The 21,601-nt window shown below is 68.6% G+C and carries 20 protein-coding genes; 12 read left to right on the top strand and 8 right to left on the bottom strand.

Annotation, left to right across the window (positions count from 1 at the left end; genetic code table 11):
- Positions 1-71: 71 nt before the first annotated feature.
- Positions 72-962 carry an NAD-dependent epimerase/dehydratase family protein gene (locus AAFM92_11295; protein ID MEL7300958.1) on the bottom strand — a complete coding sequence of 297 codons (891 nt, stop codon included), beginning with the start codon at positions 960-962 and terminating at the stop codon, positions 72-74.
- Between the two features lie 211 nt (positions 963-1,173).
- On the opposite strand from AAFM92_11295, the gene galE reads away from it, so the two are divergent.
- From galE to rfbB, 4 genes are all read left to right on the top strand, one after another.
- Positions 1,174-2,163, top strand: a complete 990-nt coding sequence (galE, locus tag AAFM92_11300; GenBank protein MEL7300959.1) for a UDP-glucose 4-epimerase GalE — start codon at positions 1,174-1,176, stop codon at positions 2,161-2,163.
- A gap of 133 nt (positions 2,164-2,296) precedes the next feature.
- Positions 2,297-3,718, top strand: coding sequence for a mannose-1-phosphate guanylyltransferase/mannose-6-phosphate isomerase (locus AAFM92_11305; GenBank protein MEL7300960.1), 1,422 nt, complete (start codon positions 2,297-2,299; stop codon positions 3,716-3,718).
- A gap of 104 nt (positions 3,719-3,822) precedes the next feature.
- Positions 3,823-4,383, top strand: a complete 561-nt coding sequence (rfbC, locus tag AAFM92_11310) for a dTDP-4-dehydrorhamnose 3,5-epimerase (protein ID MEL7300961.1) — start codon at positions 3,823-3,825, stop codon at positions 4,381-4,383.
- Entirely contained in the window at positions 4,380-5,429 is a 1,050-nt protein-coding gene (rfbB, locus tag AAFM92_11315; GenBank protein ID MEL7300962.1) for a dTDP-glucose 4,6-dehydratase, read from the top strand. The genes rfbC and rfbB overlap by 4 nt, the downstream gene beginning before the upstream one ends.
- Here the strand turns inward: rfbB and AAFM92_11320 are convergent.
- Positions 5,426-6,277: a DUF2793 domain-containing protein gene (locus AAFM92_11320; GenBank protein ID MEL7300963.1), complete on the bottom strand. Its 852-nt coding sequence runs from the start codon at positions 6,275-6,277 to the stop codon at positions 5,426-5,428. The genes rfbB and AAFM92_11320 overlap by 4 nt on opposite strands.
- Before the next feature lie 185 nt (positions 6,278-6,462).
- Between AAFM92_11320 and rfbD the strand changes: the two genes are divergently transcribed.
- From rfbD to AAFM92_11335, 3 genes are all read left to right on the top strand, one after another.
- Complete coding sequence (gene rfbD / locus AAFM92_11325; GenBank protein MEL7300964.1) at positions 6,463-7,347, top strand: dTDP-4-dehydrorhamnose reductase; 885 nt, start codon at positions 6,463-6,465, stop codon at positions 7,345-7,347.
- Positions 7,348-7,591: 244 nt separating this feature from the next.
- A complete protein-coding gene (gene rfbA, locus AAFM92_11330; protein MEL7300965.1) occupies positions 7,592-8,473 on the top strand; it encodes a glucose-1-phosphate thymidylyltransferase RfbA in 882 nt (293 codons plus the stop codon).
- A 118-nt stretch (positions 8,474-8,591) separates the two neighbouring features.
- On the top strand, positions 8,592-10,067 hold the full coding sequence (locus AAFM92_11335; protein ID MEL7300966.1) for an NAD-dependent succinate-semialdehyde dehydrogenase: 1,476 nt from the start codon (positions 8,592-8,594) through the stop codon (positions 10,065-10,067).
- Positions 10,068-10,320: 253 nt separating this feature from the next.
- Here AAFM92_11335 and AAFM92_11340 read toward each other — a convergent pair whose 3' ends face one another.
- Positions 10,321-10,776 (bottom strand): Hsp20 family protein, encoded by a 456-nt coding sequence (locus AAFM92_11340; protein ID MEL7300967.1) that lies wholly within the window; start codon positions 10,774-10,776, stop codon positions 10,321-10,323.
- 169 nt (positions 10,777-10,945) lie between these two features.
- On the bottom strand, positions 10,946-11,782 hold the full coding sequence (locus tag AAFM92_11345) for a trypsin-like serine protease (GenBank protein MEL7300968.1): 837 nt from the start codon (positions 11,780-11,782) through the stop codon (positions 10,946-10,948).
- Between the two features lie 98 nt (positions 11,783-11,880).
- On the opposite strand from AAFM92_11345, the gene AAFM92_11350 reads away from it, so the two are divergent.
- The gene (locus AAFM92_11350; GenBank protein ID MEL7300969.1) at positions 11,881-12,228 is read left to right on the top strand and encodes a hypothetical protein; all 348 of its coding nucleotides are present in this window, start codon (positions 11,881-11,883) and stop codon (positions 12,226-12,228) included.
- 72 nt (positions 12,229-12,300) lie between these two features.
- Here the strand turns inward: AAFM92_11350 and AAFM92_11355 are convergent, their stop codons facing one another.
- Genes AAFM92_11355 through AAFM92_11370 form a run of 4 tightly spaced genes read right to left on the bottom strand, consistent with a single transcriptional unit; the run spans position 12,301 to position 18,966 of the window.
- Complete coding sequence (locus AAFM92_11355; protein ID MEL7300970.1) at positions 12,301-14,349, bottom strand: hypothetical protein; 2,049 nt, start codon at positions 14,347-14,349, stop codon at positions 12,301-12,303.
- Entirely contained in the window at positions 14,349-17,090 is a 2,742-nt protein-coding gene (locus AAFM92_11360; GenBank protein ID MEL7300971.1) for a DUF4159 domain-containing protein, read from the bottom strand. The genes AAFM92_11355 and AAFM92_11360 overlap by 1 nt, the downstream gene beginning before the upstream one ends.
- Positions 17,090-17,962, bottom strand: coding sequence for a DUF58 domain-containing protein (locus AAFM92_11365; GenBank protein ID MEL7300972.1), 873 nt, complete (start codon positions 17,960-17,962; stop codon positions 17,090-17,092). Before AAFM92_11365 ends, AAFM92_11360 begins: the two co-directional genes overlap by 1 nt.
- Positions 17,959-18,966: a MoxR family ATPase gene (locus tag AAFM92_11370; protein MEL7300973.1), complete on the bottom strand. Its 1,008-nt coding sequence runs from the start codon at positions 18,964-18,966 to the stop codon at positions 17,959-17,961. The genes AAFM92_11365 and AAFM92_11370 overlap by 4 nt, the downstream gene beginning before the upstream one ends.
- 63 nt (positions 18,967-19,029) lie before the next feature.
- On the opposite strand from AAFM92_11370, the gene AAFM92_11375 reads away from it, so the two are divergent.
- Genes AAFM92_11375 through AAFM92_11390 form a run of 4 tightly spaced genes read left to right on the top strand, consistent with a single transcriptional unit; the run spans position 19,030 to position 21,591 of the window.
- The gene (locus AAFM92_11375) at positions 19,030-19,653 is read left to right on the top strand and encodes a DUF1285 domain-containing protein (GenBank protein ID MEL7300974.1); all 624 of its coding nucleotides are present in this window, start codon (positions 19,030-19,032) and stop codon (positions 19,651-19,653) included.
- Positions 19,650-20,297, top strand: coding sequence for an SDR family NAD(P)-dependent oxidoreductase (locus AAFM92_11380; protein MEL7300975.1), 648 nt, complete (start codon positions 19,650-19,652; stop codon positions 20,295-20,297). The genes AAFM92_11375 and AAFM92_11380 overlap by 4 nt, the downstream gene beginning before the upstream one ends.
- Positions 20,298-21,047, top strand: coding sequence for a TIM barrel protein (locus AAFM92_11385; GenBank protein MEL7300976.1), 750 nt, complete (start codon positions 20,298-20,300; stop codon positions 21,045-21,047).
- A complete protein-coding gene (locus AAFM92_11390; GenBank protein MEL7300977.1) occupies positions 21,031-21,591 on the top strand; it encodes a class I SAM-dependent methyltransferase in 561 nt (186 codons plus the stop codon). Before AAFM92_11385 ends, AAFM92_11390 begins: the two co-directional genes overlap by 17 nt.
- Positions 21,592-21,601 lie beyond the last annotated feature (10 nt).

Here is a 21,601-nt window from a genome sequence, read left to right on the forward strand (position 1 = left end):
TGCAATTGGTTAACGCGTCTGCGCCCGCCGAGATTTCAGCAAAGGCTCCCGTGGTGCGGCGTGCAAAGCGCCTAGATTTGCGTCACCGCGCGCCATTCGGCGACGAGCCCAGCGGCGGTCGCGGGCGTGAGCGCATCGGCCACGTCGCGCGGCAAGAGACCCTGCAGCGTGCTGACGTCGAGCTCCACCTTGGGGATGGCCGTCGGGGGCGCCGCGACATGCGTATAAGGGCGCCCGGCGGCATCGAGGAGCGCGCCCATATCCACCGTCCCGGGCGCGGCCACGTTGAGGGCTTGCGGCAGCGAATCCGGGCCCTCCACGGCCCGGCTGAGGAGCGCCGCGAGGATGAGTGCGAGCTGCCCGGGGCCGACATAGCTCCGCCGCGGCCCGCTCCCATCCGCGAAGCGGTCGAGCTGGAAGCCCTCCCGCCAGCCGCCCAGCGCGGCGTCAAAGCCCGCGACATTGCCGATCCTGAGCACGGTGGCGTGCGAATGGCCCGCGGCACAGGCCTCCATGGCGCGCTTCGCCTCGCCATAGGCGCTCACCGCCTGTCCTGTGGGCAGCGGCGCGTCGTCCCGCAGCGGCGTGTCATCCGACGGCGCGCCGTAGACGGCGGCGGAGGAGGCGAGCAACACGGGCAGGTCGGTCGCATCAAGCAGCACCTCCGCAAGGGCGGCGTGGGCGGCGAGGTCTTCGGCCTCGCTCGAGACCGCTCCCGCCAGCGAAAGCACGGCCTGCGCCCCCGAGTTGTACAGGACGTTGCTCAGGTGATCAGGGTCGCCGAGGGGATCGTACTTAGCGATCAGCTGCCCCTCCCGCGCCCGCAGCGGGCGGCGCGTCAGCCATAGCACCGGCCCCGGCGGCCAGCACGCGCGGAGCATGGAGCCGAGCCGACCGGAGGCGCCCAGCACGGCGACGGGCGGCAGGTCGAACCGGTCAAGCAGCGCGAGCGGGTCCGTCATCTGGTCGGGAGCCTGTCGTCCTGGGGCATGCGGTGCTTTCCTGCGCAGGGTCATTGGCTCTTCGATAGCCCGCGCACGCGCCGCTGGGAATGGCCCCTTGGGCCTGGCCGGGGGATCACGCTCCGCGCCGGACCGCTCAAAGAAGGGCGCAAAAGGCTTGTGCTGTGCCCGCGCGGATGCCACCCCGCCGGGGACAAAGGGAGGACATGCCATGCCGTCAGACATCCCGAGCGTGCTGGTGACAGGCGGGGCGGGCTATATCGGGGCCCATGCCTGCAAGGCCCTGCGCGGGGCGGGGTTCTTGCCGGTGGTCTTCGACAATCTTTCCACCGGCCATGCGGCGGCCGTGAAATTCGGCCCGCTGGTGGAGGGTGACCTGCGCGACCGCGCCTCGATCGACGCGGCCTTCGCGGCCCACCGCCCGGTGGCGGTGCTACATTTCGCGGCGCTCTCGCTCGTGGGGGAAGCGATCTCCGACCCAGCGCGATACTGGCGCGAGAACGTGCTGGGCGCGCTTAACCTCATAGAGGCCACGGTGGCCGCCGGCGTCCGGAGCTTTGTCTTCTCATCCACCTGCGCGACCTATGGCGACCATGACGGGATCGTGCTGGACGAGGACACGCCCCAGCGCCCGATCAATGCTTATGGCGGCTCAAAGCTCGCCATCGAACAGATGCTCGCGGATTTCGCCGAGATCTCGGACCTGCGTCACACGATCTTCAGGTACTTCAACGTGGCGGGCGCGGACCCGGAGGCCGAAGTCGGCGAGGCCCACGAGCACGAGACCCATCTCGTGCCGCTCATGCTCGAGGCGATCGAGGGCAAGCGGGCGGCGCTGACGCTTCACGGCACGGATTACGACACCCCCGACGGCACCCCGATCCGCGACTATGTCCATGTCAGCGATCTGGCCGACGCCCACGTGGCCGGGCTCCGGCGGCTCCTCGATGGCGGGGAGAGCCGGGTCTACTGCCTCGGCACGGGCACGGGCTTTTCCGTGCGCGAGGTCGTGGCTGCCGCCCGCGCGGTCACGAACCGGGATGTCCCCATCGAGGAAGGCCCCAGGCGGGCCGGGGACGCCGTGCGCCTCGTCTGCGGCTCCACCCGCGCGAAAACCGAGCTCGGCTGGGAGCCCAAACGCTCGGACATGGCCACCATGCTCCGGGATGCGCATCGCTGGCACGCGGGAGGCGGTTTCTGAGCGGCGCGCAACCCATGCCCTTCCTTGGCACACCCCGCGCCGGTATCGACGCGCAGCTTTCACCCACCCGGTGGCCTTGTGCATTAACTCGGCCCATGGTGCAGATCGCGGCGGATCTTGCAGGAGAAGGCCCATGACAAAAATCGTCCCGATTCTTCTTTGCGGCGGATCCGGCACGCGGCTCTGGCCCCTGTCGCGCAAGAGCTATCCCAAGCAATTCGCGGCCCTTGCCGGCGATCAGACGCTCTTTCAGCAATCGGCCTTGCGGCTGAGCGGGCCGGACTTCGCAGCGCCCGTCGTCGTCACCGCCTCGGATTTCCGCTTCATTGTCACCGAGCAGCTTCAGGCGGCGGGCATCGATCCTGGCGCGGTGCTGATCGAACCCGAGGGGCGGGACACAGCGCCTGCTGTTCTGGCCGCCGCGCTCCACGCCTCGCGCCACGACCCCGACGCTGTCCTGCTCGTGGCTCCGTCGGACCACGCCATCCCCGATGCGGTAGCTTTCCACGCGGCTGTTCAGGAGGGCCTGAAAGCGGCCCATGGGGGCCAGCTCGTCACCTTCGGCATCTCGCCGACCCGTCCGGAGACGGGCTACGGCTATCTCGAGCTCGACGCGCCGCTCACGGGGCGCGATGCCGTGCCGCTCAAGGCCTTCGTGGAAAAGCCCGACCCTGCGACCGCGCAGGAGATGATCGACGGGGGCGTCCACCTGTGGAACAGCGGCATCTTTCTCTTTCGCGCGCGCGACATCCTCGCCGGCTTCGAAGCCAGTGCCCCTGCGCTCGTGGGCCCGGTCACCGCCGCCCTCGAGCAGGCCGAGACGGATCTCGGCTTCCTACGGCTCGCACCCGACCCCTGGGCGCGGGTGGACAAGATTTCGCTCGACTACGCCGTCATGGAGGCTGCGAGAAACCTATCGGTCGTGCCCTTCGACGGCGGCTGGTCCGATCTCGGCGGGTGGGACGCGGTCTGGCGCGAAGGACATCCCGACGCGGACGGGGTCGTCACCTCGGGCGCGGCCACGGCGCTGGGCTGCAAGGACACGCTCCTGCGCTCAGAGAGCGCGGATCTCGAGCTCGTGGGGCTGGGGCTCGAGGGGATCGTGGCCGTCGCCATGGGCGACGCGGTCCTCGTCGCCGACAAGGCCCGTGGACAGGAGGTGAAGGATGTCGTATCGCGCCTCCGGCAAAAAGGCGTGCGCCAGGCCGACACCTTCCCGAAGGATCACCGACCCTGGGGCTGGTTCGAAAGCCTCGTGATCGGCAAACGCTTTCAGGTCAAACGCATCCACGTTCATCCCGGCGGCGCGCTGTCGCTGCAGAGCCATCACCACCGCTCCGAGCATTGGATCGTGGTGGAGGGGACCGCGAAAGTCACCGTCGACGGGCAGGTCACGCTCGTGAGCGAGAACCAATCCGTTTACGTGCCGCTCGGGGCCGTCCACCGCATGGAAAACCCCGGCAAGGTCCCAATGGTGCTTATCGAGGTGCAGACCGGTGCCTATCTCGGCGAGGACGACATCACCCGCTACGAGGATGTCTACGCCCGCTCCTAGACCGCTCCTTGTCTTGGCGACGGCCGCACTGCCGCACGGCCTCCGGTGGCGTTCGATTTGGTGCTTTGCTATGCCTCGCGCAGGCCCTTGGGAGAGACCCCGCCATGCAGATCACGGAAACGGCGCTGCCCGGAGTGTTGCTTCTCGAGCCGCGGCGCTTCGGGGATGCCCGGGGATACTTCTCGGAAAGCTGGAACAGGCGGACGCTGGCGGAGCAGGGCATCACGATCGATTTCGTACAGGACAACCATTCGCTGTCCCGCGACGCTGGCACGGTCAGGGGCCTGCATTTCCAGTCCCCGCCCCATGCGCAGGCCAAGCTCGTGCGCTGCGGGCGCGGCGTGCTCTTCGACGTGGCCGTCGATGCCCGCCGTGGCTCGCCCCGGTACGGTCATTGGGTGGGCGTCGAGCTCAGCGCGGAAAACGGGCGGCAACTGCTCATTCCCGACGGATTTCTCCACGGGTTCATCACGCGAGCGCCGGACACCGAGATCATCTACAAGTGTTCGGACTACTACGCGCCCAAGGCCGACGGCGCCGTGCACTGGGCGAGCTGCGGCATTAAATGGGGCGAGGCCGCCGCGCCGGTGCTGAGCGAAAAGGACGCCGCCGCGCCGCCCTTTGACGCCTTCGAGAGCCCGTTCATCTACGGAGATGCGCCATGAAGATCCTCGTGACAGGCGGGGCCGGTTTCATCGGGTCTGCCGTCGTGCGGCGGGCCATCGCAGCGGGCCACGAGATCGTCAATCTCGACGCGCTCACCTACGCGGCCTGCCTCGAGAACGTGGCCGTCGTGGCGGACACGCCGGGCTATAACTTCGTGAAGGCCGACATCCGGGACCGCGCCGCTCTCGACGCGACCTTCGCCGCCCATACGCCCGACGCCGTGATGCACCTCGCCGCCGAATCCCACGTGGACCGCTCCATCGACGGGCCGGCCGATTTCATCGACACCAACATCACCGGCACCTTCAACATGCTTGAGGCGGCTCGAAAGCACTGGATCGCGCAAGGCAAGCCCGCAGGCTTCCGCTTCCATCATATTTCCACCGACGAGGTCTTCGGCTCGCTCCCCAACGATCCCGCGGTCAAGTTCACCGAGACCACCCCCTACGACCCGCGCTCGCCCTACGCCGCGTCGAAGGCTGCGAGCGACCATCTCGTGCGCGCCTGGCACGAGACCTACGGGTTGCCCGTGGTGATGACGAACTGCTCCAACAACTACGGCCCCTTCCACTTCCCCGAGAAGCTTATTCCAGTCGTGATACTGAACGCGCTCGCTGGAAAACCTCTGCCGATCTACGGCGATGGCTCCAACGTGCGCGACTGGCTCTACGTCGAAGACCATGCGGAGGCACTTCTCCTCGTGCTGAAAGAAGGCGCGGTGGGGCGGAGCTACAATATCGGCGGCGAGAACGAACGCAGCAATCTCGCGCTCGTGGAGACGATTTGCACCCTCCTCGACGAGATGGCCCCCAAGGCCAAAGGATCCTACGCGGAGCAGATCACCTTCGTCGCTGACCGCCCCGGACACGACGCGCGCTACGCCATCGATCCTGCCCGCATCCGGGAGGAGCTCGGCTGGCGACCATCGGTGACCTTGGAGGAAGGGCTCCGGCGCACGGTCCGCTGGTATCTCGACAATGAAGGCTGGTGGCGCCCGCTCCAGGCCCGGCGGGGCGTGGGCGAGCGGCTCGGGCGGGCCTCCTAGGAGACGATGGCCCGGTCGGTCATGCGCCGCCAGTCACTGCCATCGGAAAAGGCCATCACCGCCCCGCCCGCCTCGTCGGAGACAAAAACCATTGCGCCTGCGCCGGTGGCCGAGGCGCTTGGAAGCCCGGCGACGGCGTAGCTGCCCACGCGGGCGGGCCCGGTGACATGCAGGTCCGCCGTGGGGCTCGAAGTGCCCACGCCCAGTCGCGAGACGCTGACGCTGCCATTGCTGCCTTGCGCCGAGAGCGCGGTGAACCACGTGCCGCCATCGGCGCTGACCTTCACGGAGAAATCGGTCGTTCCCGCGAGGCCCATCTCTGCATGGCCCGTGAACCCGCTCTGGAAAAGGAGGCTAGCGGTGTCGCCGCTTGCGGCCTTGTTGAGCTTGAGCTGGTGTCCGGCGCCGGCATTGTTGAACAGCGTAGCGGGCGCGTTGACGCTAAGCCGGTTCGTCGTGTCCGCGCTGGCGTTGATGCCGAGGAACGGAACGCTCTCCGGAGTTGAGAGGAGGCCCCAGGCGCCGCCACTCCAGACCCGGATCTCGCCGGTTCCTGCATCGCCCGCGATCCAACCGTCGCGCGGGAGGTGGAAACTCCACGCACCACCGCTGAAGGCCGCGATCGTCCCCGCGGCCTGCCCTGCCCACACGCCCGTGGCGCTGGCGCCGAGCGCGTAGACCTCGCCCTCCCCGGGGCTCGCGGGCGGCGTCTCGGCCCCGAAGCTCTCGACGGCGAGCTGCACCAGCACATCGAGCCGCTCCAGCGCCTCATTGTGGGTGACGTGCTTTTGCGCCTGGGCAGCGGCGATGAAAGGCAGCGACAGGATCGGCGTGGAGAGGTCAGACATCGCGGGCTCCGCAGGGGGCCGCGCCCGTCATCGGTGGCGCAGCGCGTGAATACTTGGCCGGAGGTTATGGTGAGCAAGCGTTAACGGCCCCTTCCCGCGCCGCACGGTCGAGCGCGCTGGGCATGGACGGAATTTCTGCGTAAGCATCGTGACGGACCGGAGACATGCCCCGCAAAGGCTTTGAGATGACGTTGATCGTAATCGGTAAAACCGGGCAGGTCGCCACGGAGCTCGCGCGACACGCGCCGACGGCGATCTGCCTTGGCCGCGAGGAGGCCGAGCTGTCCGAGCCCGAGGTCGCAGGCGCGGCCCTCGAGGCGCGCCTCTCCGCCGGAGCCGCGACCGCGATCATCAACGCCGCCGCCTACACCGCCGTGGACCGCGCGGAAACCGAAGAGAGCCTCGCCGCGCAGGTGAACAGCGTCGCTCCGGGCGTGCTGGCGCGCGTGGCAGCCCGGCACGGCGTGCCGTTCGTACACATCTCCACAGATTACGTGTTTTCCGGCACCGGCACCCGCGCCTGGCGCCCCGGGGACGAGGCCGCGCCGCTCGGCGCCTACGGGCGCACGAAGCACGCGGGCGAGGAGGCCGTGCGCGCCGCCGGCGGCTCCCATGCCATCCTGCGCACGTCCTGGGTGGTCTCCGCCCACGGCGCGAATTTCGTGAAGACGATGCTGCGGCTCGGGGCGGAGCGCACTGAGCTCAACGTGGTCGCCGACCAGGTCGGTGGACCCACCGGCGCGGCCGAAATCTCCGGGGCCTGCATCAAGATCGCCGAGGCGCTCTCCCGCGAGCCATCGCGATCGGGCACCTATCACTTCGCCGGCGCTCCGGACGTGAGCTGGGCCGCCTTCGCCCGAGAGATCTTCGCGCAGTCGGGCCTGCCATGTGACGTGAAGGAGATCCCGAGCCGCGACTACCCCACTCCTGCGCCCCGCCCGCTCAACTCCCGCCTCGACTGCAGCGCGACGGACGCCGCGTTCGGCATCAAGCGCCCGGACTGGCGGCGGAGCCTCGCGGATATCCTAAGCGAGCTTGGCGCAGACCAGGCCATAGGATCTTCCCGGTGAGGCCCGCTTCGACAAACCACCTCGCGCGAGGGCTCGCCGACGAGGGGGGCGATCTCCGCGCCGCCGATCGCCCAAAGGGGCGTTCTTCACACCCCGGCCCCTTGCGGGGCATGATTCCGGTCCAGTTGCGCGCCATACCTTGCGTTCGCCACGCCGCGCGCTCGCGTCAGAGGGTAGCACACGGTCCAGCAGACCAAACCAATACCGGCCGTTCCAGGCCAAAGATTTAAGAAGGAACATCGGCTTGGCATCGCGCAAAGGCATCATTCTCGCGGGCGGATCCGGGACGCGGCTGCACCCCATCACGCTCGGCCTCTCCAAGCAGCTCCTGCCGATCTACGACAAGCCCATGATCTACTACCCGCTCAGCGTCCTGATGCTGGCGGGTATCCGCGAAATCGCCGTCATCACCACCCCCCATGACCAGGAGCAGTTTCAACGCGCCCTCGGCGATGGCAGCCAATGGGGCGTGCGCTTCACATGGATCGTGCAGCCGTCACCCGACGGGCTGGCACAGGCTTACCTCCTGGCCGAGGATTTTCTCGATGGCGCGCCGTCGGCCATGGTCCTCGGCGACAACGTCTTCTTCGGACATGGCCTGCCCCAGCTCCTCGACGCCGCCGACGCGAGGACCGAGGGCGCTACCGTCTTCGGCTACCACGTCTCGGATCCGGAGAGATACGGCGTCGTGGGGTTCACGCCCGGCGGCCACGTGGACCGGATCATCGAGAAACCCGCGCAGCCGCCCTCGAACTACGCGGTGACGGGGCTCTACTTCCTCGACGGGACGGCCCCCGCCCGCGCCGCGCGGGTGAAGCCCTCCGCGCGCGGCGAGCTCGAGATCACCTCGCTTCTCGAAAACTACCTCGCCGACGGGACCCTCGACGTGCAGCGCATGGGGCGCGGCTATGCCTGGCTCGATACCGGCACCCACGCCTCGCTCCTCGACGCGGGCAACTTCGTGCGCACGCTCTCCGAGCGGCAGGGGCAGCAAGTGGGCTGCCTGGAAGAGATCGCCTTTCAGCATGGCTGGATCAGCCGCGAGGCGCTCCTTGCGCAGGCGGAGGCGCTTAACAAGAACAGCTACGGCGCCTATCTCAAGCGCGTGGGCCAAGAGCCCAGCTGAGCCGTTCTGACCCCGCCACACTATCCCCCGCCACAGCATCCAAAGACACGCGCCGCGCGGAGGGAGGTGGCGGCGCGCCCGCGCGCGCTATCTGTGCCCTATACTGACGGAGGCCCCCATGCTCGACACAGCCACGAACCTCGCCGCCATGCTCGACGATCCCGAGCTTCTCGCCACCCAGGCCTATATGGACGGAGGCTGGCACGACGCGACCTCAGGCGCGACCTTCACCGTCACGAACCCCGCCCGGGGGGATGTGATCGCCGAGGTCGCCGACCTCGACCGCCGCGACGTGGCCTGCGCCATCGAGGGCGCGCGCGTGGCGCAAAAGGCCTGGGCCGCGCGGCCGGCCAAGGACCGCGCGAATATCCTGCGCCGCTGGTACGAGCTCATTATGGCCGCCCAGGACGACCTCGCCACGATCCTCACCGCGGAGATGGGAAAGCCCCTCGCGGAAGCAAAGGGCGAGATCGCCTATGGCGCCTCCTTCATCGAGTTCTTCGCCGAGGAGGCCAAGCGCATCTACGGCGAGACAGTGCCCGGCCACGCGTCCGACAAGCGTATCACCGTCATCAAGCAGCCCATCGGCGTGGCCGCCTCGATCACACCGTGGAATTTCCCCAATGCCATGATCACGCGGAAGGCAGGCCCGGCTCTCGCGGCAGGCTGCGCCTTCGTGGCGCGTCCCTCAGAGCTCACCCCGCTCTCGGCTCTGGCGCTCGGCGTGCTGGCAAATCGCGCGGGGCTGCCGGCGGGCCTCCTCCAGATCGTGCCCTCGAACGACGCCTCCGCCATCGGAAAGGAATTCTGCGAGAACGAGACGGTGCGCAAGATCACCTTCACGGGCTCCACCCGCGTGGGCCGCATTCTTCTCGAACAGGCCGCACCGCAGGTGAAGCGGGTCTCCATGGAGCTCGGGGGCAATGCGCCCTTCATCGTCTTTGACGATGCCGACCTCGACGCCGCTGTCACCGGCGCCATCGCCTGCAAGTTCCGCAACAACGGGCAGACCTGCGTCTGTGCCAACCGGATCTATGTGCAGGCGGGGGTGTACGACGAATTTTCGCGAAAGTTCGTGGCCGCCGTCGAGAATTTGTCCGTCGGCGACGGCTTTGACGGCGCCGATTTCGGCCCACTCATCTCCGGCCCCGCGGTCGACAAGGTGAAAGACCACATCGCCGACGCCACATCCAAGGGGGCGGAGGTGATCCTCGGTGGCGCGCCGCACGCGCTAGGCGGGCAGTTCTTTGAGCCTACGATCCTCACCGGCGTCACGCAGGACATGAAGGTGAGCCGGGAAGAGACCTTCGGCCCAATGGCCCCGCTCTTCCGCTTCGAGAGCGAAGACGACGTCATCGAGATGGCCAATGACACGATCTACGGCCTCGCCGCCTACTTCTACGCGCGCGATCTCGGCCGGGTCTACAAGGTCGCCGAGGCGCTGGAATACGGCATCGTCGGTATCAACACGGGCATCATCTCCACCGAGGTCGCGCCCTTCGGCGGCGTGAAGCAGTCTGGGCTCGGTCGCGAAGGCTCGCACCATGGGATCGATGAGTTCCTCGAGATGAAGTATCTCTGCATGAGCGTCTGAGGGCGGGCTTGCTTCAGGCGGCCCTGTCCCGTCTCCAGGCCATCTGGCTCTCTCCGATCCAGCCGGAGGACGGTAGGGAGCAACGAGGCGCCTAGCCCCGGTTTCTTTGTGCCACGTACCTCGGGGGTGTGGGGGCTGGCCCCCACGTCCGCATCAAGAGGGGCTCACAGCAGGATCCCATCAGGCGCAAAAGAAAAGGGCCGCCCCGTGGGACGGCCCCCAATCAGATCTCGTCAGAGTTCATCTCGGCCGACTAGGCCTCGACGACATCCGCCTCGATCGCGCGGGACTGGCCGATCTCGATCTTCCGCGGCTTCAGCGCCTCGGGCACTTCGCGCACGAGGTCGATGTGGAGCATGCCGTTCTCGTGGGCTGCGCCGGTCACCTTCACGTGGTCAGCGAGATGGAAGCGGCGCGAGAAGGCGCGGGTGGCGATGCCACGGTGCAGGAACTTGCGCGCTTCGGTGTCCTCGGCCTTCTTGGCGGAGACGTGGAGCGCGTGCTCTTTCACCTCGACGTCGAGTTCATCGGCGGTGAAGCCGGCGACAGCAATGGAGATGCGATAGGCATCGTCGGCCGTCTTCTCGATGTTGTAAGGGGGGTAGCTCTGCGCGCCGGCGTCGTTGGTGAGGACCCGGTCCATCAGGTCGGCCATCTGGTCGAAGCCCACGGTGGCGCGGTAAAGCGGTGCAAAATCAAGGGTACGCATGGTGTCATCCTTTTCAAAGCGATGGGTGCGATGCCCTGCCCCATCTCGGGCCCAGGGCGATTATGGTCGGAGCCTTTTCGGCCTCCGATACCCGATAAATGGGAAACGCTGCGCCGGGCTTCAAGGGCCAATGCGCAAGATTTAATCGTTTGATAACAATGTATTGCCCTCAGGGCCTGATGGTTTTCGCGCTCATGCCGGGGTTCGACTGCCCGATTCGGCGGATCTGCGGCGGCGCGTCCTGAAAGACGCCCTGACCCGCCGCCAGCGCGTCATGGAGCGTGGCGATCTGGCGCGTGAGCCCCGTGCCCAGCGCGACGCGCTCGCCATTGACCTCGGCCTTGGCCGAGATGACCGAGGCGATCTCGGGGCGCTCGCCGGAGAAGGTGAAGACCGGTGCGCCAGAGCTTCCGAAATCCACGTCGCAGCTCAGCACCAGCATCCCGAACTGGCGCGCCATTACGCGGCAGGCCTCCTGCAGGGACGGTGCCTCGGCCCGGTCGGCGGCGTAGCTCACGACACCCACCCGTTCGCCCTTGCGCGGGCGGGAGGCGATGGCGAAGGGCTCGATACGACCCTGGCGGATGGGCCGGGCGAGCTCCAGCAGGGCCACGTCGTTCTTGACGCGCGCAGTGGTGACCTGGCTGTCATAGGCATAATCGGGATGGATGACCCCGCGGCGCACCATGCGGTAGGCCTCCGCGCGGCCATTGCGCCAGCCGGCGCGGAATTCGATCGTCGCCGGGTCGATCCGCTCACCGGTGGCGCGGTTGAAGAGGCAGTGCGCGGCGGTGAGCACCAGGGTGTCGGAGATGAGCGCGCCGGTGCAGAAGCCCCGCCCGCCGATATCAAGACGGCCGACGGCCTCCCATTGGCGAACGGCGTCGCCTGTCTCGAGCGTCTCAAGCGGCGTGTCGCTGGCCTGGGCCCCGTGGCCCGCGCCGATGAGGAGCGCGAGCGCCGCGATCCCCGCGCGCACCAGCCGATATCCGAAGCTTTTCGCCATGCCAGCGGGGTAGTGCGCAAGGATGGCGAAATTGGGGCACCTCGCGGAGCGGTGATGGGGCTTTGGCGCGGGGATCGTGGTACGCTTTCTCCATGCGCATGCTCTGCTTCGCCCTGCCCTTGATCGCGGGCCCCGCCCTCGCCGACCCGGCCGAGATCACCCGTATCGAGGCCTCACCCTCGGGCGACGCCTGGCGTTTTTCCGTGACCGTGGCCCATGGCGATACCGGATGGGACGACTACGCCGACGGCTGGGAGGTCCGCCTGCCCGACGGGAAAGTGCTCGGCACCCGCGTTCTGGCCCATCCCCACGTGAATGAGCAGCCCTTCACCCGCTCGCATACCATCGACATCCCTGCGGGGGTGACGGACGTGGAGCTATTCGTGAGCGAGAGCGTGGGCGGCTGGGGCGCGCGGGCCTATCCGTTTTCCCTGCCGTCAAGCTGAACCAAACCCGCGTCGAAGCGGCTAGGTGAATCGCCTTCCAAAGGCGCGTGAGAAAGTCCGTCCTAACGGAGTCTACCGCCGCCCTTCCCTAAGCCAGGCCGCGAGGATCAGACCCGCGGCGAGGAGCAGGAATGCCCAGGCCGGAATGAGCGTCGTCACACGGATGTCCGAGGTCACGAAGGCCTCCCGCGGGGTGAGCCCGATCCAGCCGCGCCCCGCTGCGGGCCGCCCCGCGCGCACGTTGCGCAGGTCCGGAGATCCGTCTTCCAGTGCCACCACGCCGCCGCGCAAGGGCGCGATCACAGGCTCCATGACATCGCCCGTGGCAAGCGTGTCGATGAATTCGCGCGGCGCGGCGGGCCCGAGCGCGATCACCGTCGTCTCCTCGCCCTCGCTCAGGCGGTAGAGGCCGAGGAGCGGCCCCTCATAGGTCGCCTCGAAGCGGCCCGGCGAGACCTCCTCGAGATCGAGCGTCACCGTCTCGCCGTCGGGCCGCGTGACGGTCACCGGGCCCACTGCATCGCCCAGCGTACGGCGCAGGATCGTCATCACCTGACCCTCGGCGGTGGCGGTGAGCTGCTCTTCCTCGAGCTCGGGCTCCTTCATCATCCAGTGCGCCAGCCGGCGCAGCAGTTCGAGCTGCGGGCCGCCGCCCCCATAGCCGCGATCCCAGAGCCAGGCCTGGTCGGAGGCGAGAAGCGCGACGCGCCCCTCCCCCACGCGGTCGAGCACGAGGAGCGGGCGCTCCCCCTCCCCGCTCATGACGACATTGCCGCGCTTCGGCGTGAGCTCCACCAGCCGGAACCAGCGCCCCCAGCCGCCCTCGGGCGCAAGGGCATCGAGGCCCTCGGTCACTGGGTGCTTGCGACCCACATCGGTGAGCGCGGGGGCAAAGCCCTCCTCCACCACCCGCGCCGTGGGCGTGGCCGGCAGCGCGTCACCCAGGGGCGAGCGGTAGAGCGACTCGGCGGAGGCGAAATCGGGCCCGGCTGCCAGCAGGACCGCGCCACCTCCCTCGATGTAGCGGCGGATATTGTCGAGATAGATCGCAGGCAGGATGCCGCGCCGCTTGTAGCGGTCGAAGATGATGAGATCGAATTCGTCGATCTTTTCCTGGAAGAGCTCCCGCGTGGGAAAAGCGATGAGGCTGAGCTCGGTCACCGGCACGCCGTCCTGCTTCTCCGGGGGGCGCAGAATGGTGAAATGCACGAGATCGACGCTGGCGTCCGATTTCAGGAGGTTGCGCCAGGTGCGCTGGCCCGGATGGGGCTCGCCCGAAACAAGGAGCACGCGCAGCCGGTCGCGCACGCCGTTGATCTGCACGATGGCCGAATTGTTGCGGTCGGTGAGCTCGCCTTCGGCCTCAGGCGTGCTGAACTGCACCACGTTCATGCCGCCATGGGGCAGCGTGAGCGGCACGTCGAGGTCCTGGCCCGCGGGCACCTGGAATTCCTGGGGCGTGTCACCGTCCACGCTCACGCGCACGGGGACGAGGCCGCCCTCGGGCGCCGTGCCCAGATCGTCGATGCGGAGCGTCAGCGTTACCGGCTCGCCCAGGATCGCGAAGGCCGGCGCGCCGGTAACGACGAGCCGGCGATCCCAATCCTCGCTGCGGCCCGTGCGCAGGAGATGCAGCGGCGCGGGCAGGTCGGGGGCGGCTTCGATGTCGTGCGTGCGCCCGTCGGAAATGACGAGAATGCCCGAGATCCGCGCCTGCGGCGCTTCGGCCAGCGCTTCGGAGACCGCCGCCATGAGCGCCGTGCCGGTATCGCCCGGCCCGTCGGGGACTCGCGTCACGCGGAGCTCGGTATTGCCGCGCGCGGCCACCTCGCGCTCGAGATCGGCGAGCGCTGCCGCCGTCTGGGCCGTGCGATCCGATAGGCCCTGGGAGGCCGTGTCATCCACGATGGCGAGCACGAGGTCGGAGAGCGGGTTGCGCTCCTCCTGCTGGAGCGACGGGTTCGCTACCGCCCCGCAGATCGCGAGCACGGCGAGCCCACGGAGCCACCAGCCCGCGAGCCCGCGCCAGGCCCCGAAGGCCACGAGCGCGAGGGCCAAGCCGAGCGCGACATAGACCGCCACCATCGGCAGGAGCGGGTCGAAGATCACCTGCCCGTTCATCACTGGCCCAGCCTGTCGAGGAGCGCGGGCACGTGGACCTGATCGCTTTTGTAATTGCCGCTGAGCACATGCATGATCAGGTTCACCCCGAAGCGCAGCGAGATCTCCCGCTGCCGCTCCCCGGCAAAGCCCGATCCCACACGAAAACGCCAGTTGCCCGCGCGATCGATGGCCCAGGCCGAGGCCCAGTCGTTGCCGCCGACGACGACGGGCGTCACGCCGTCGTTGAGGTTTCGGAAGGGCATGCCTTCCACGCGCTCGGCATCTGCAGGCGCGGCCTCCACCCAGACCGGCGCCCCCATGGAACGGCCCGGGAAGTCCTGCAGCAGGTAAAAGGCCCGAGTCAGGACGTGGTCCTCCGGGATGGGCTCGAGGGGCGGGATATCGAGCGGGCGGGCGAGCTCCTGAAGCTTCCGCGCGGCCGGAGAAGTCGCGCCGAAGCGCGCCGCATCGCCGTCCCGCGTATCAAAGAGGATCATCCCCCCGCCCCGCAAATAGCGATTGAGCCGCGCATAGGCCTCGGCGCTCGGCGTGGGCTGGGCGGGCGTGACCGGCCAGTAGAGAAACGGAAAGAACGCCAGCTCATCGACCTCGATATTGACGCCGATGGGGTCCTCCGGCTCCACAGAGGTCCGTTGGAAGAGGGTGCGAGAGATGCCGCGCAGCCCCTCGAGCGACGTCTGATCGAGCGCGGGGTCCCCCGTGATGATGTAGCCCAGCACCACCTCGGAGGTGGCGTCGAGCGCGAAGCCGTCCTGCGCATCGGCAGGCATCGCGAAGACCGCGATAAAGAGCGAGGCCGCCGCGGCGCGGGGCCCGGTGAGACGGCCCGAGAGCCAGAGCGAGGCCAGGAGATCAATGAGCAGCAACGCGAGCCCGGCCATGAGGACGAAGCCCTTGAGCGGCGTCTCGCGAACCACGTCGAGCCCTTCGACGCCGATGCGCGCTGGCCACGCGAAGCTCGAGAAAGACGCCTCCCGCGGCACGGCGTTCACGGCGATGGTCCGGTCCTCGCCGCTGTAGAGGCCCGGTAGCAGGTCCGGCCCGGGAGTGGCGGTGGCCAGAAGTTCGCCCTCGATGCCAGCCGTCACGCCGGCAGGCTCAATCTCGCCGAAGCCGGTCAGGCGGCTCTCGGGCTGCCAGATCGTGCCGGCGAGGTCCTCGGCGGCGGGCACCGGCGGGCGCGAGGAGATCGCGAGACGCTCGAGCATCTCCACGAAAAGGCCCGAGAGCGGCAGGGAGGACCATTCCGCATTGGCCGTTACATGGACGAGGATCACCTGCCCGTCGCCCACGCGCTTCCGCGTCACCAGCGGCGTGCCGTCGGTGAGCGTGGCGATGGTGCGCTCGGCGAGCTCGGGATCTGGCTGCGCGAGGACCTGCGCGGTAACGTTCACATCCTCGGGCACGGCAAGGCCGAAAAAGGGCGAGGCCGGCGCGAATTCGCGCAGCGTCTTCGGCTCGCCCCAGCTCATGGCGCCGCCCACGGAGCGGCCCCCGGCGCGGAGCCGCACGGGCAAAAGCGGGTCCTCGCTGTCGCGTCCGAGGTCGGCTGCGGCGAGGCGCGGGCCCGCGAAGCGCAGGAGCACGCCGCCCCGCTCGACCCAGTCGAGCACGTCCGGCGCGTCCGAGACCTGCGCCACGTCGGCGAGCACGATCACGTCCGGGTTCGCGAGCAGGATGTCCGACATGGCCCCGTCGATGAGGTCCGCCGTGGGCACCAGCGCCTGCTCCAGATAGTGCAGCGGCGACAGGAGCTGGAGCCCCTCGCGATCTTCGCGGCCCGCCATGAGCGCGACTTCCCGGCGGCGGAGGCCATCGTCTGTGAGTGCCACGGCCCCGGTGGCGCGGCTGCCGGCTACGGCAAAGCGCGTGATGCGGTTCCTCAGCTCGGGCGGCAGGACGAGCGCGGTGCCCGCCTGCGACGCGCCTTCGGGAAAGTCGAGCGTGGCGGTGGAGAGGATGCGTTCGACGCCGGACGGGTCCCGCCCGAAGGCCTGGATCGTGGCCGTGAGTTCGCCCGCGCCGCGGAGGCGGTGCCCGGTGACACGGATCTCGCCGTCCTCAAACCGCACGGGTTCGAGCGCGAAGACCGGCCTTGGGCTCTCGAAGGCGCGCACAGGGCCCTTCGCCTCGAGCGCGGAGAGGAGGTCTTCCCGCCCCGGGCGAGCGAGGCCATCGGACATCCAGAACGTTTCGAAACCGTCGAGATCGGCGATGCGGGCGGCGAATTCCCCATGCGCCGCCTCATCAGGCAGCCACGGCGCGGGCTCGAAGCCCGCCAGGCGCGAGGGCCAGTTCTCCGCACCTTGGAAGATCACGTCGTCCTGATCGGTGAGCTGGGCGATGGCCACCGGGCGGGCATCCCGCGCGGCATCGGCAAGGAGGGCCTCCACCCGCTCCATTCGCGCGGTCCAGGTCGGCGCCTCGGCCCAGCCCCCATCGAGAAGGACGAGAATGGGTCCGTCCCCCGCCTCATCGGTCTCGGGGTTGAGCACCGGGCCCGCGAAGCCGAGGATCGCCGCGGCCACGGCAAGCATCCTCAGGAGGAGAAGCCAAAGCGGGGTCTTGTCGGTGGTCGCGTCGTCGTCATCGAGCCCGAGCAGGAGCGCGACGCCGGGAAAGCGCCGGCGGATCGGCGCGGGCGGCACGGCGCGCAGGATGAGCCAGAGCACCGGGAGCGCCACGAGCGCGGTCAGAAGGAGCGGCGCGGCAAAGCCTATGGGCCCCAGCGTCCACATCAGTGATGCCGTTCCAGCGCGCCGTAGAGCCAGAGGAGCGCGGGCTGCGCCGAGCTGTCGGTGTGATGCACGCTGAATTGCCAGCCCGCCGCGCGCGCCCATCCGGCGAGAAGGTCCTTCCGCTCCGCGAGGCGATCGAGGTAGCGGTCCTTCAGCTCGCCCGCCTTCAGCGTCTCGTGCAGCACGCCGCCGCCCATGGACTGGAAGATCGTGCGACCATCGTAGGGGAAGGCCTCCTCCTCGGGATCGAGCACCATGAGGAGAGCGCCGCCCACGCCGCGATCGGCGGCTTTCCGGAGCGCGTCTTCCACGGGGCGCGGATCCCCGAGGAAATCGGAAATGAAAAGCGCGCGGGAATGGGGCAGCATGCCCCGCGCCTCCGGCACGCCGAAATCCGCGCCGTCGCCTGAAATGCTGAGCGCCGTGGCGAGGCGCTCGATCTGGTGCTCGCCAGCCCGGGGCGGGAGCTCGAAGCCGGTAAAGCCAACGCGCTCCCCGCCGCGCAGGAGCAGGATAGAGACCGCCAGCGCCAGGAGCCGCGCGCGGGCGGCCTTGGATTGGTGGGTGGCGGAGGCGAAGTTCATCGAGGCCGCGTAATCCACCCAGAGGATAACGGATTGCGCGATCTGCCATTCCCGCTCGCGCACGAATTCGGTGTCGGCCATGGCCGAGCGGCGCCAGTCGATCATGCGCGCCGCGTCGCCATGCTGCACAGGCCGGTACTGCCAGAAATCATCCCCCGTGCCTGCCCGCCGGCGGCCATGTGCCCCGAGGAGGACGGTCGCGGCAAGATGCTCGGCCCCCGCCAAAAGCGCGGGAAACGGCGCGGCCAGCTCTTCAGCCGCCGCGCGCAGGACCAGCGGCTCGGTCACGCAGCGGCCTCCGTCCGTGTGACTTGCGCGACGACCGTGTCGATGACGTTATCGATGCTCTCCCCCCGCGCGCGCGCCGAGAAGCTCAGCGCCATGCGGTGCCGCAGCACCGGGCGCGCCATGGAGATGACATCCTCGATGGAGGGCGCGAGCCGCCCGCCGAGAAGCGCGTCGGCCCGCACTGTGAGCATGAGCGCCTGGGCAGCGCGCGGCCCCGGGCCCCAGGAGACGTTGTCTCGCACGATCTGCGGGGCGGTGGGCTCCGCCGGGCGGCAAGCGCGCACGAGATCAAGGATCGTCTCCACGATCGCATCGCCCACCGGCATCCTGCGCACCAGCGTCTGGGCGCCCATGAGCTCCTCGGTGGTGAAGACGTTGGTGGATTGCGCATCCGACACGCCGGTGGTGGCGATGAGGATGTCTTTCTCCGTCTGCCGGTCGGGATAGGGCACATTCACCTCCACGAGAAAGCGGTCGAGCTGCGCCTCGGGCAAGGGATAGGTGCCCTCCTGCTCGATCGGGTTCTGCGTCGCGAGCACGTGGAAGGGCTTGCCCAGAGGGCGCGAGACGCCGCCCACGGTGACTGCCTTTTCCTGCATGGCCTGAAGGAGCGCCGATTGCGTCCGCGGGCTGGCGCGGTTGATCTCGTCGGCCATGAGAAGCTGGCAGAAGACAGGGCCCTCGAGGAACCGGAAGTTGCGCGTGCCATCGGCGGCGGTTTCCAACACCTCGGAGCCCAGGATATCGGCCGGCATCAAGTCCGGCGTGAACTGCACGCGCTGGTCGTCGAGGCCCATGACCGTGCCCAGCGTGTCCACGAGGCGGGTCTTGCCCAGCCCCGGCAGGCCGATAAGAAGCGCATGACCGCCGGAGACGAGTGCCGCGAGCACCAGCTCCACCACCCGGTCCTGACCGATGAAGCGCGCCCCGATACTCTCCCGCGCGCGCTGGAGTTTCTCTCCAAGCTCCTCGATTTCGGCAACAAGGTCGGTCTCGTCGGTCATGGTCTCTCTCCTCGCGCCGGTCTATGTCAGAACCTAACGTCAGAAGAGGGAATGGCAAAAACCATGTCTGCTGAAAATATCGTGAAACCCTCGGCTGAAAGCATCGCCGCCTCTGCGCAGGCAGCCCGCAAGAAAAAGGGGCATCCGCCGGTCCATGACTGGAACCCGCCCTTCTGTGGCGACCTCGACATGGAAATCCGCCGCGACGGCACGTGGTTCTACATGGGCACGCCGATCGGGCGGCCGGGCCTCGTGAAGCTCTTCTCCTCGATCCTGCGCAAGGACGGGGAGGACTACTTTCTCGTCACCCCGGTGGAAAAGGTCGGCATCCGCGTGGAAGACGCCCCCTTCGTCGCGCAGGATTTCAGCGTGGAGGGTGAAGGCGAGGCGCAGGTTCTGACTTTCGTCACCCACGTGGAGGACGAGGCCGTGGCCGGGCGCGCGCATCCCATCCGCGTGGAGCGGGACCCGGACACGGGCGAGCCCGCACCCTACGTGCTCATGCGCGCCAATCTCGAAGCCCTCATCGATCGCAAGAGCTTCTACCGCCTCGTGGATCTCGGTGCCGAGCATGACGGATGGTTCGGCGTGTGGTCCTCCGGCACGTTCTTTCCGATCATTCCCGCGGAAGATCTGCGCGAGGCCACGGCCGACGAGCCCGAGGCATCAGCGGAGAACAGGACATGACGAGCCTCATCATCGGCGCAGGTGCGGGCCTGTCGGCTGCGCTGGCGCGCAAGCTCGCACCGCGGGGGCCGGTCCATCTCGTGGCACGCGGCGATCGCATGGAGGCCGTCGCCGAGGAGACGGGCGCTGTCACGCACCGCGCCGACGCCACCGATGCCGCCGCCATTCAGGGCATCGTTGCAGGCCTCGAAGAGCTCGACGTGGCCATCTACAACCCGTCAGCCCGGGTGCGCGGCCCGGTGGCGGAGCTCGACCCGGCGGAGGTCCGCCGTGCCATCGAGGTCACGGCCTTCGGCGCGTTTCTCATGGGCCAGGCCGCGTCGCAAAAAATGTCCCGCCGGGGCAAAGGCACCATCCTCTTCACCGGGGCCTCCGCGGGCGTGAAGGGCTTTCCCAACTCGGCACCCTTCGCGATGGGCAAATTCGCCCAGCGCGGGCTCGCCCAGAGCATGGCGCGCGAGCTGCACCCCAAGGGCATCCACATCGCCTGGATCAACATCGACGGCGCCATCGCCACGGAGCCGGGAAACGAAGCGCAGCTGAGCCCGGACGCCATCGCCGACAGCTACCTCCATCTCATCGATCAGCCGCCCTCCGCCTGGTCCAACGAGCTGACCTTGCGCCCTGCCGTGGAACGCTTCTGAATGCCCCGGTACTGCGCCAACCTGACATGGCTTTTCACCGAACTGCCGCTCATCGAGCGGGTCCGCGCTGCCTCCGAGGCGGGCTTCGGCGGCGTGGAGATCCTTTCGCCCTACGACGTCAACGCGCAAGAGCTGCGCGATGCCTGCGTGATGTCGAACGTGAAGGTCGTCCTCATCAACTGCCCACCGCCCAACTACACCGGGGGCCAGCAGGGCTGGGCCGCCGTGCCGGAGCTCGCCCCGCGCTTTCGCCGGGATTTCGCACGGACGATGCGCTACGCGGGCGTGCTCAAGCCCGAATTCGTGCACATCATGTCGGGCGTGGCCGACGGCCCGGAGGCCGAGGCCTGCTTAATCGACAATATCCGCTGGGCCGCCGCAGAGGCCCCGAAGCAGAAGCTCACCCTCGAGGTCATCAACCGGCGCACGATGCCCGGCTATTTTCTGCACGATTACGACCAGGCCGCCCGCATCCTCGACGCGGTGGCCGCGCCCAACGTGGAACTGCAATTCGACACATTCCATGCCTACCAGATCACCGGGGACGTGACGGCAGCCTGGGAGGCGCATGGCGCCCGCGCGGGCCACGTCCAGGTGGGCAATGTGGATGACCGCCACGAGCCGGGCGCCGCCCCCTTCGATCACCAAGCCTTCTTCGAAATGCTCGATGCCGTGGGCTACAGGGGCTGGGTCAGCGGGGAGTACAAGCCCGCACGGACAACCGTGGAAGGCCTTGACTGGATACGCTGAAATCGCCCGCGCCTATCGCGACGCGGCCCCCACGCTCCGGACGCAGTGGCGCGACGTGAACATAGAGCGCTGGCGCGCGCCCATGGCAGCCTGGCTCAACGGGAAACGCATCCTCGACGTGGGCGCAGGCACGGGCGAACTCGCCAGCCACCTCGCAGAGCGCGCCTTCGTCACGGCCGTGGAGCCAACGGCCGCGCTCTGGGACAGCGCCCTGCCCCGCCTGGACGACAGGCTGCCGCGTCTCGCCCGGGTGCGGGGCCGCTTCGATCTCGTCCTCTGTCTCAGTGTCTTTCATCACCTGACCCCGCGGGACCAGGTGCGGGCCTTTCAGCGGCTCGCGGCCCTCACCGCGCCAGGCGGGCGGCTCATCCTCGCCCTCCGCCACGGGCGCGCGGGCACACGCACCTGGCCCGTCCGCGCCGCGCATCTCCGCGCGACGGGCTTTCACCGCAGGCGCCTTCATCGCCGGGGTGCGCTGCAGCCCGCATCTGCCGCCCGCGGCGTGCGCTTCACGTGGGTGATCTTCGAAAACCGGGCGCGCTGACCGGGGGCAC

The sequence above is a fragment of the Pseudomonadota bacterium genome (assembly GCA_038533575.1).
Taxonomy (GTDB): Bacteria; Pseudomonadota; Alphaproteobacteria; order Rhodobacterales; family Rhodobacteraceae; genus Shimia_B.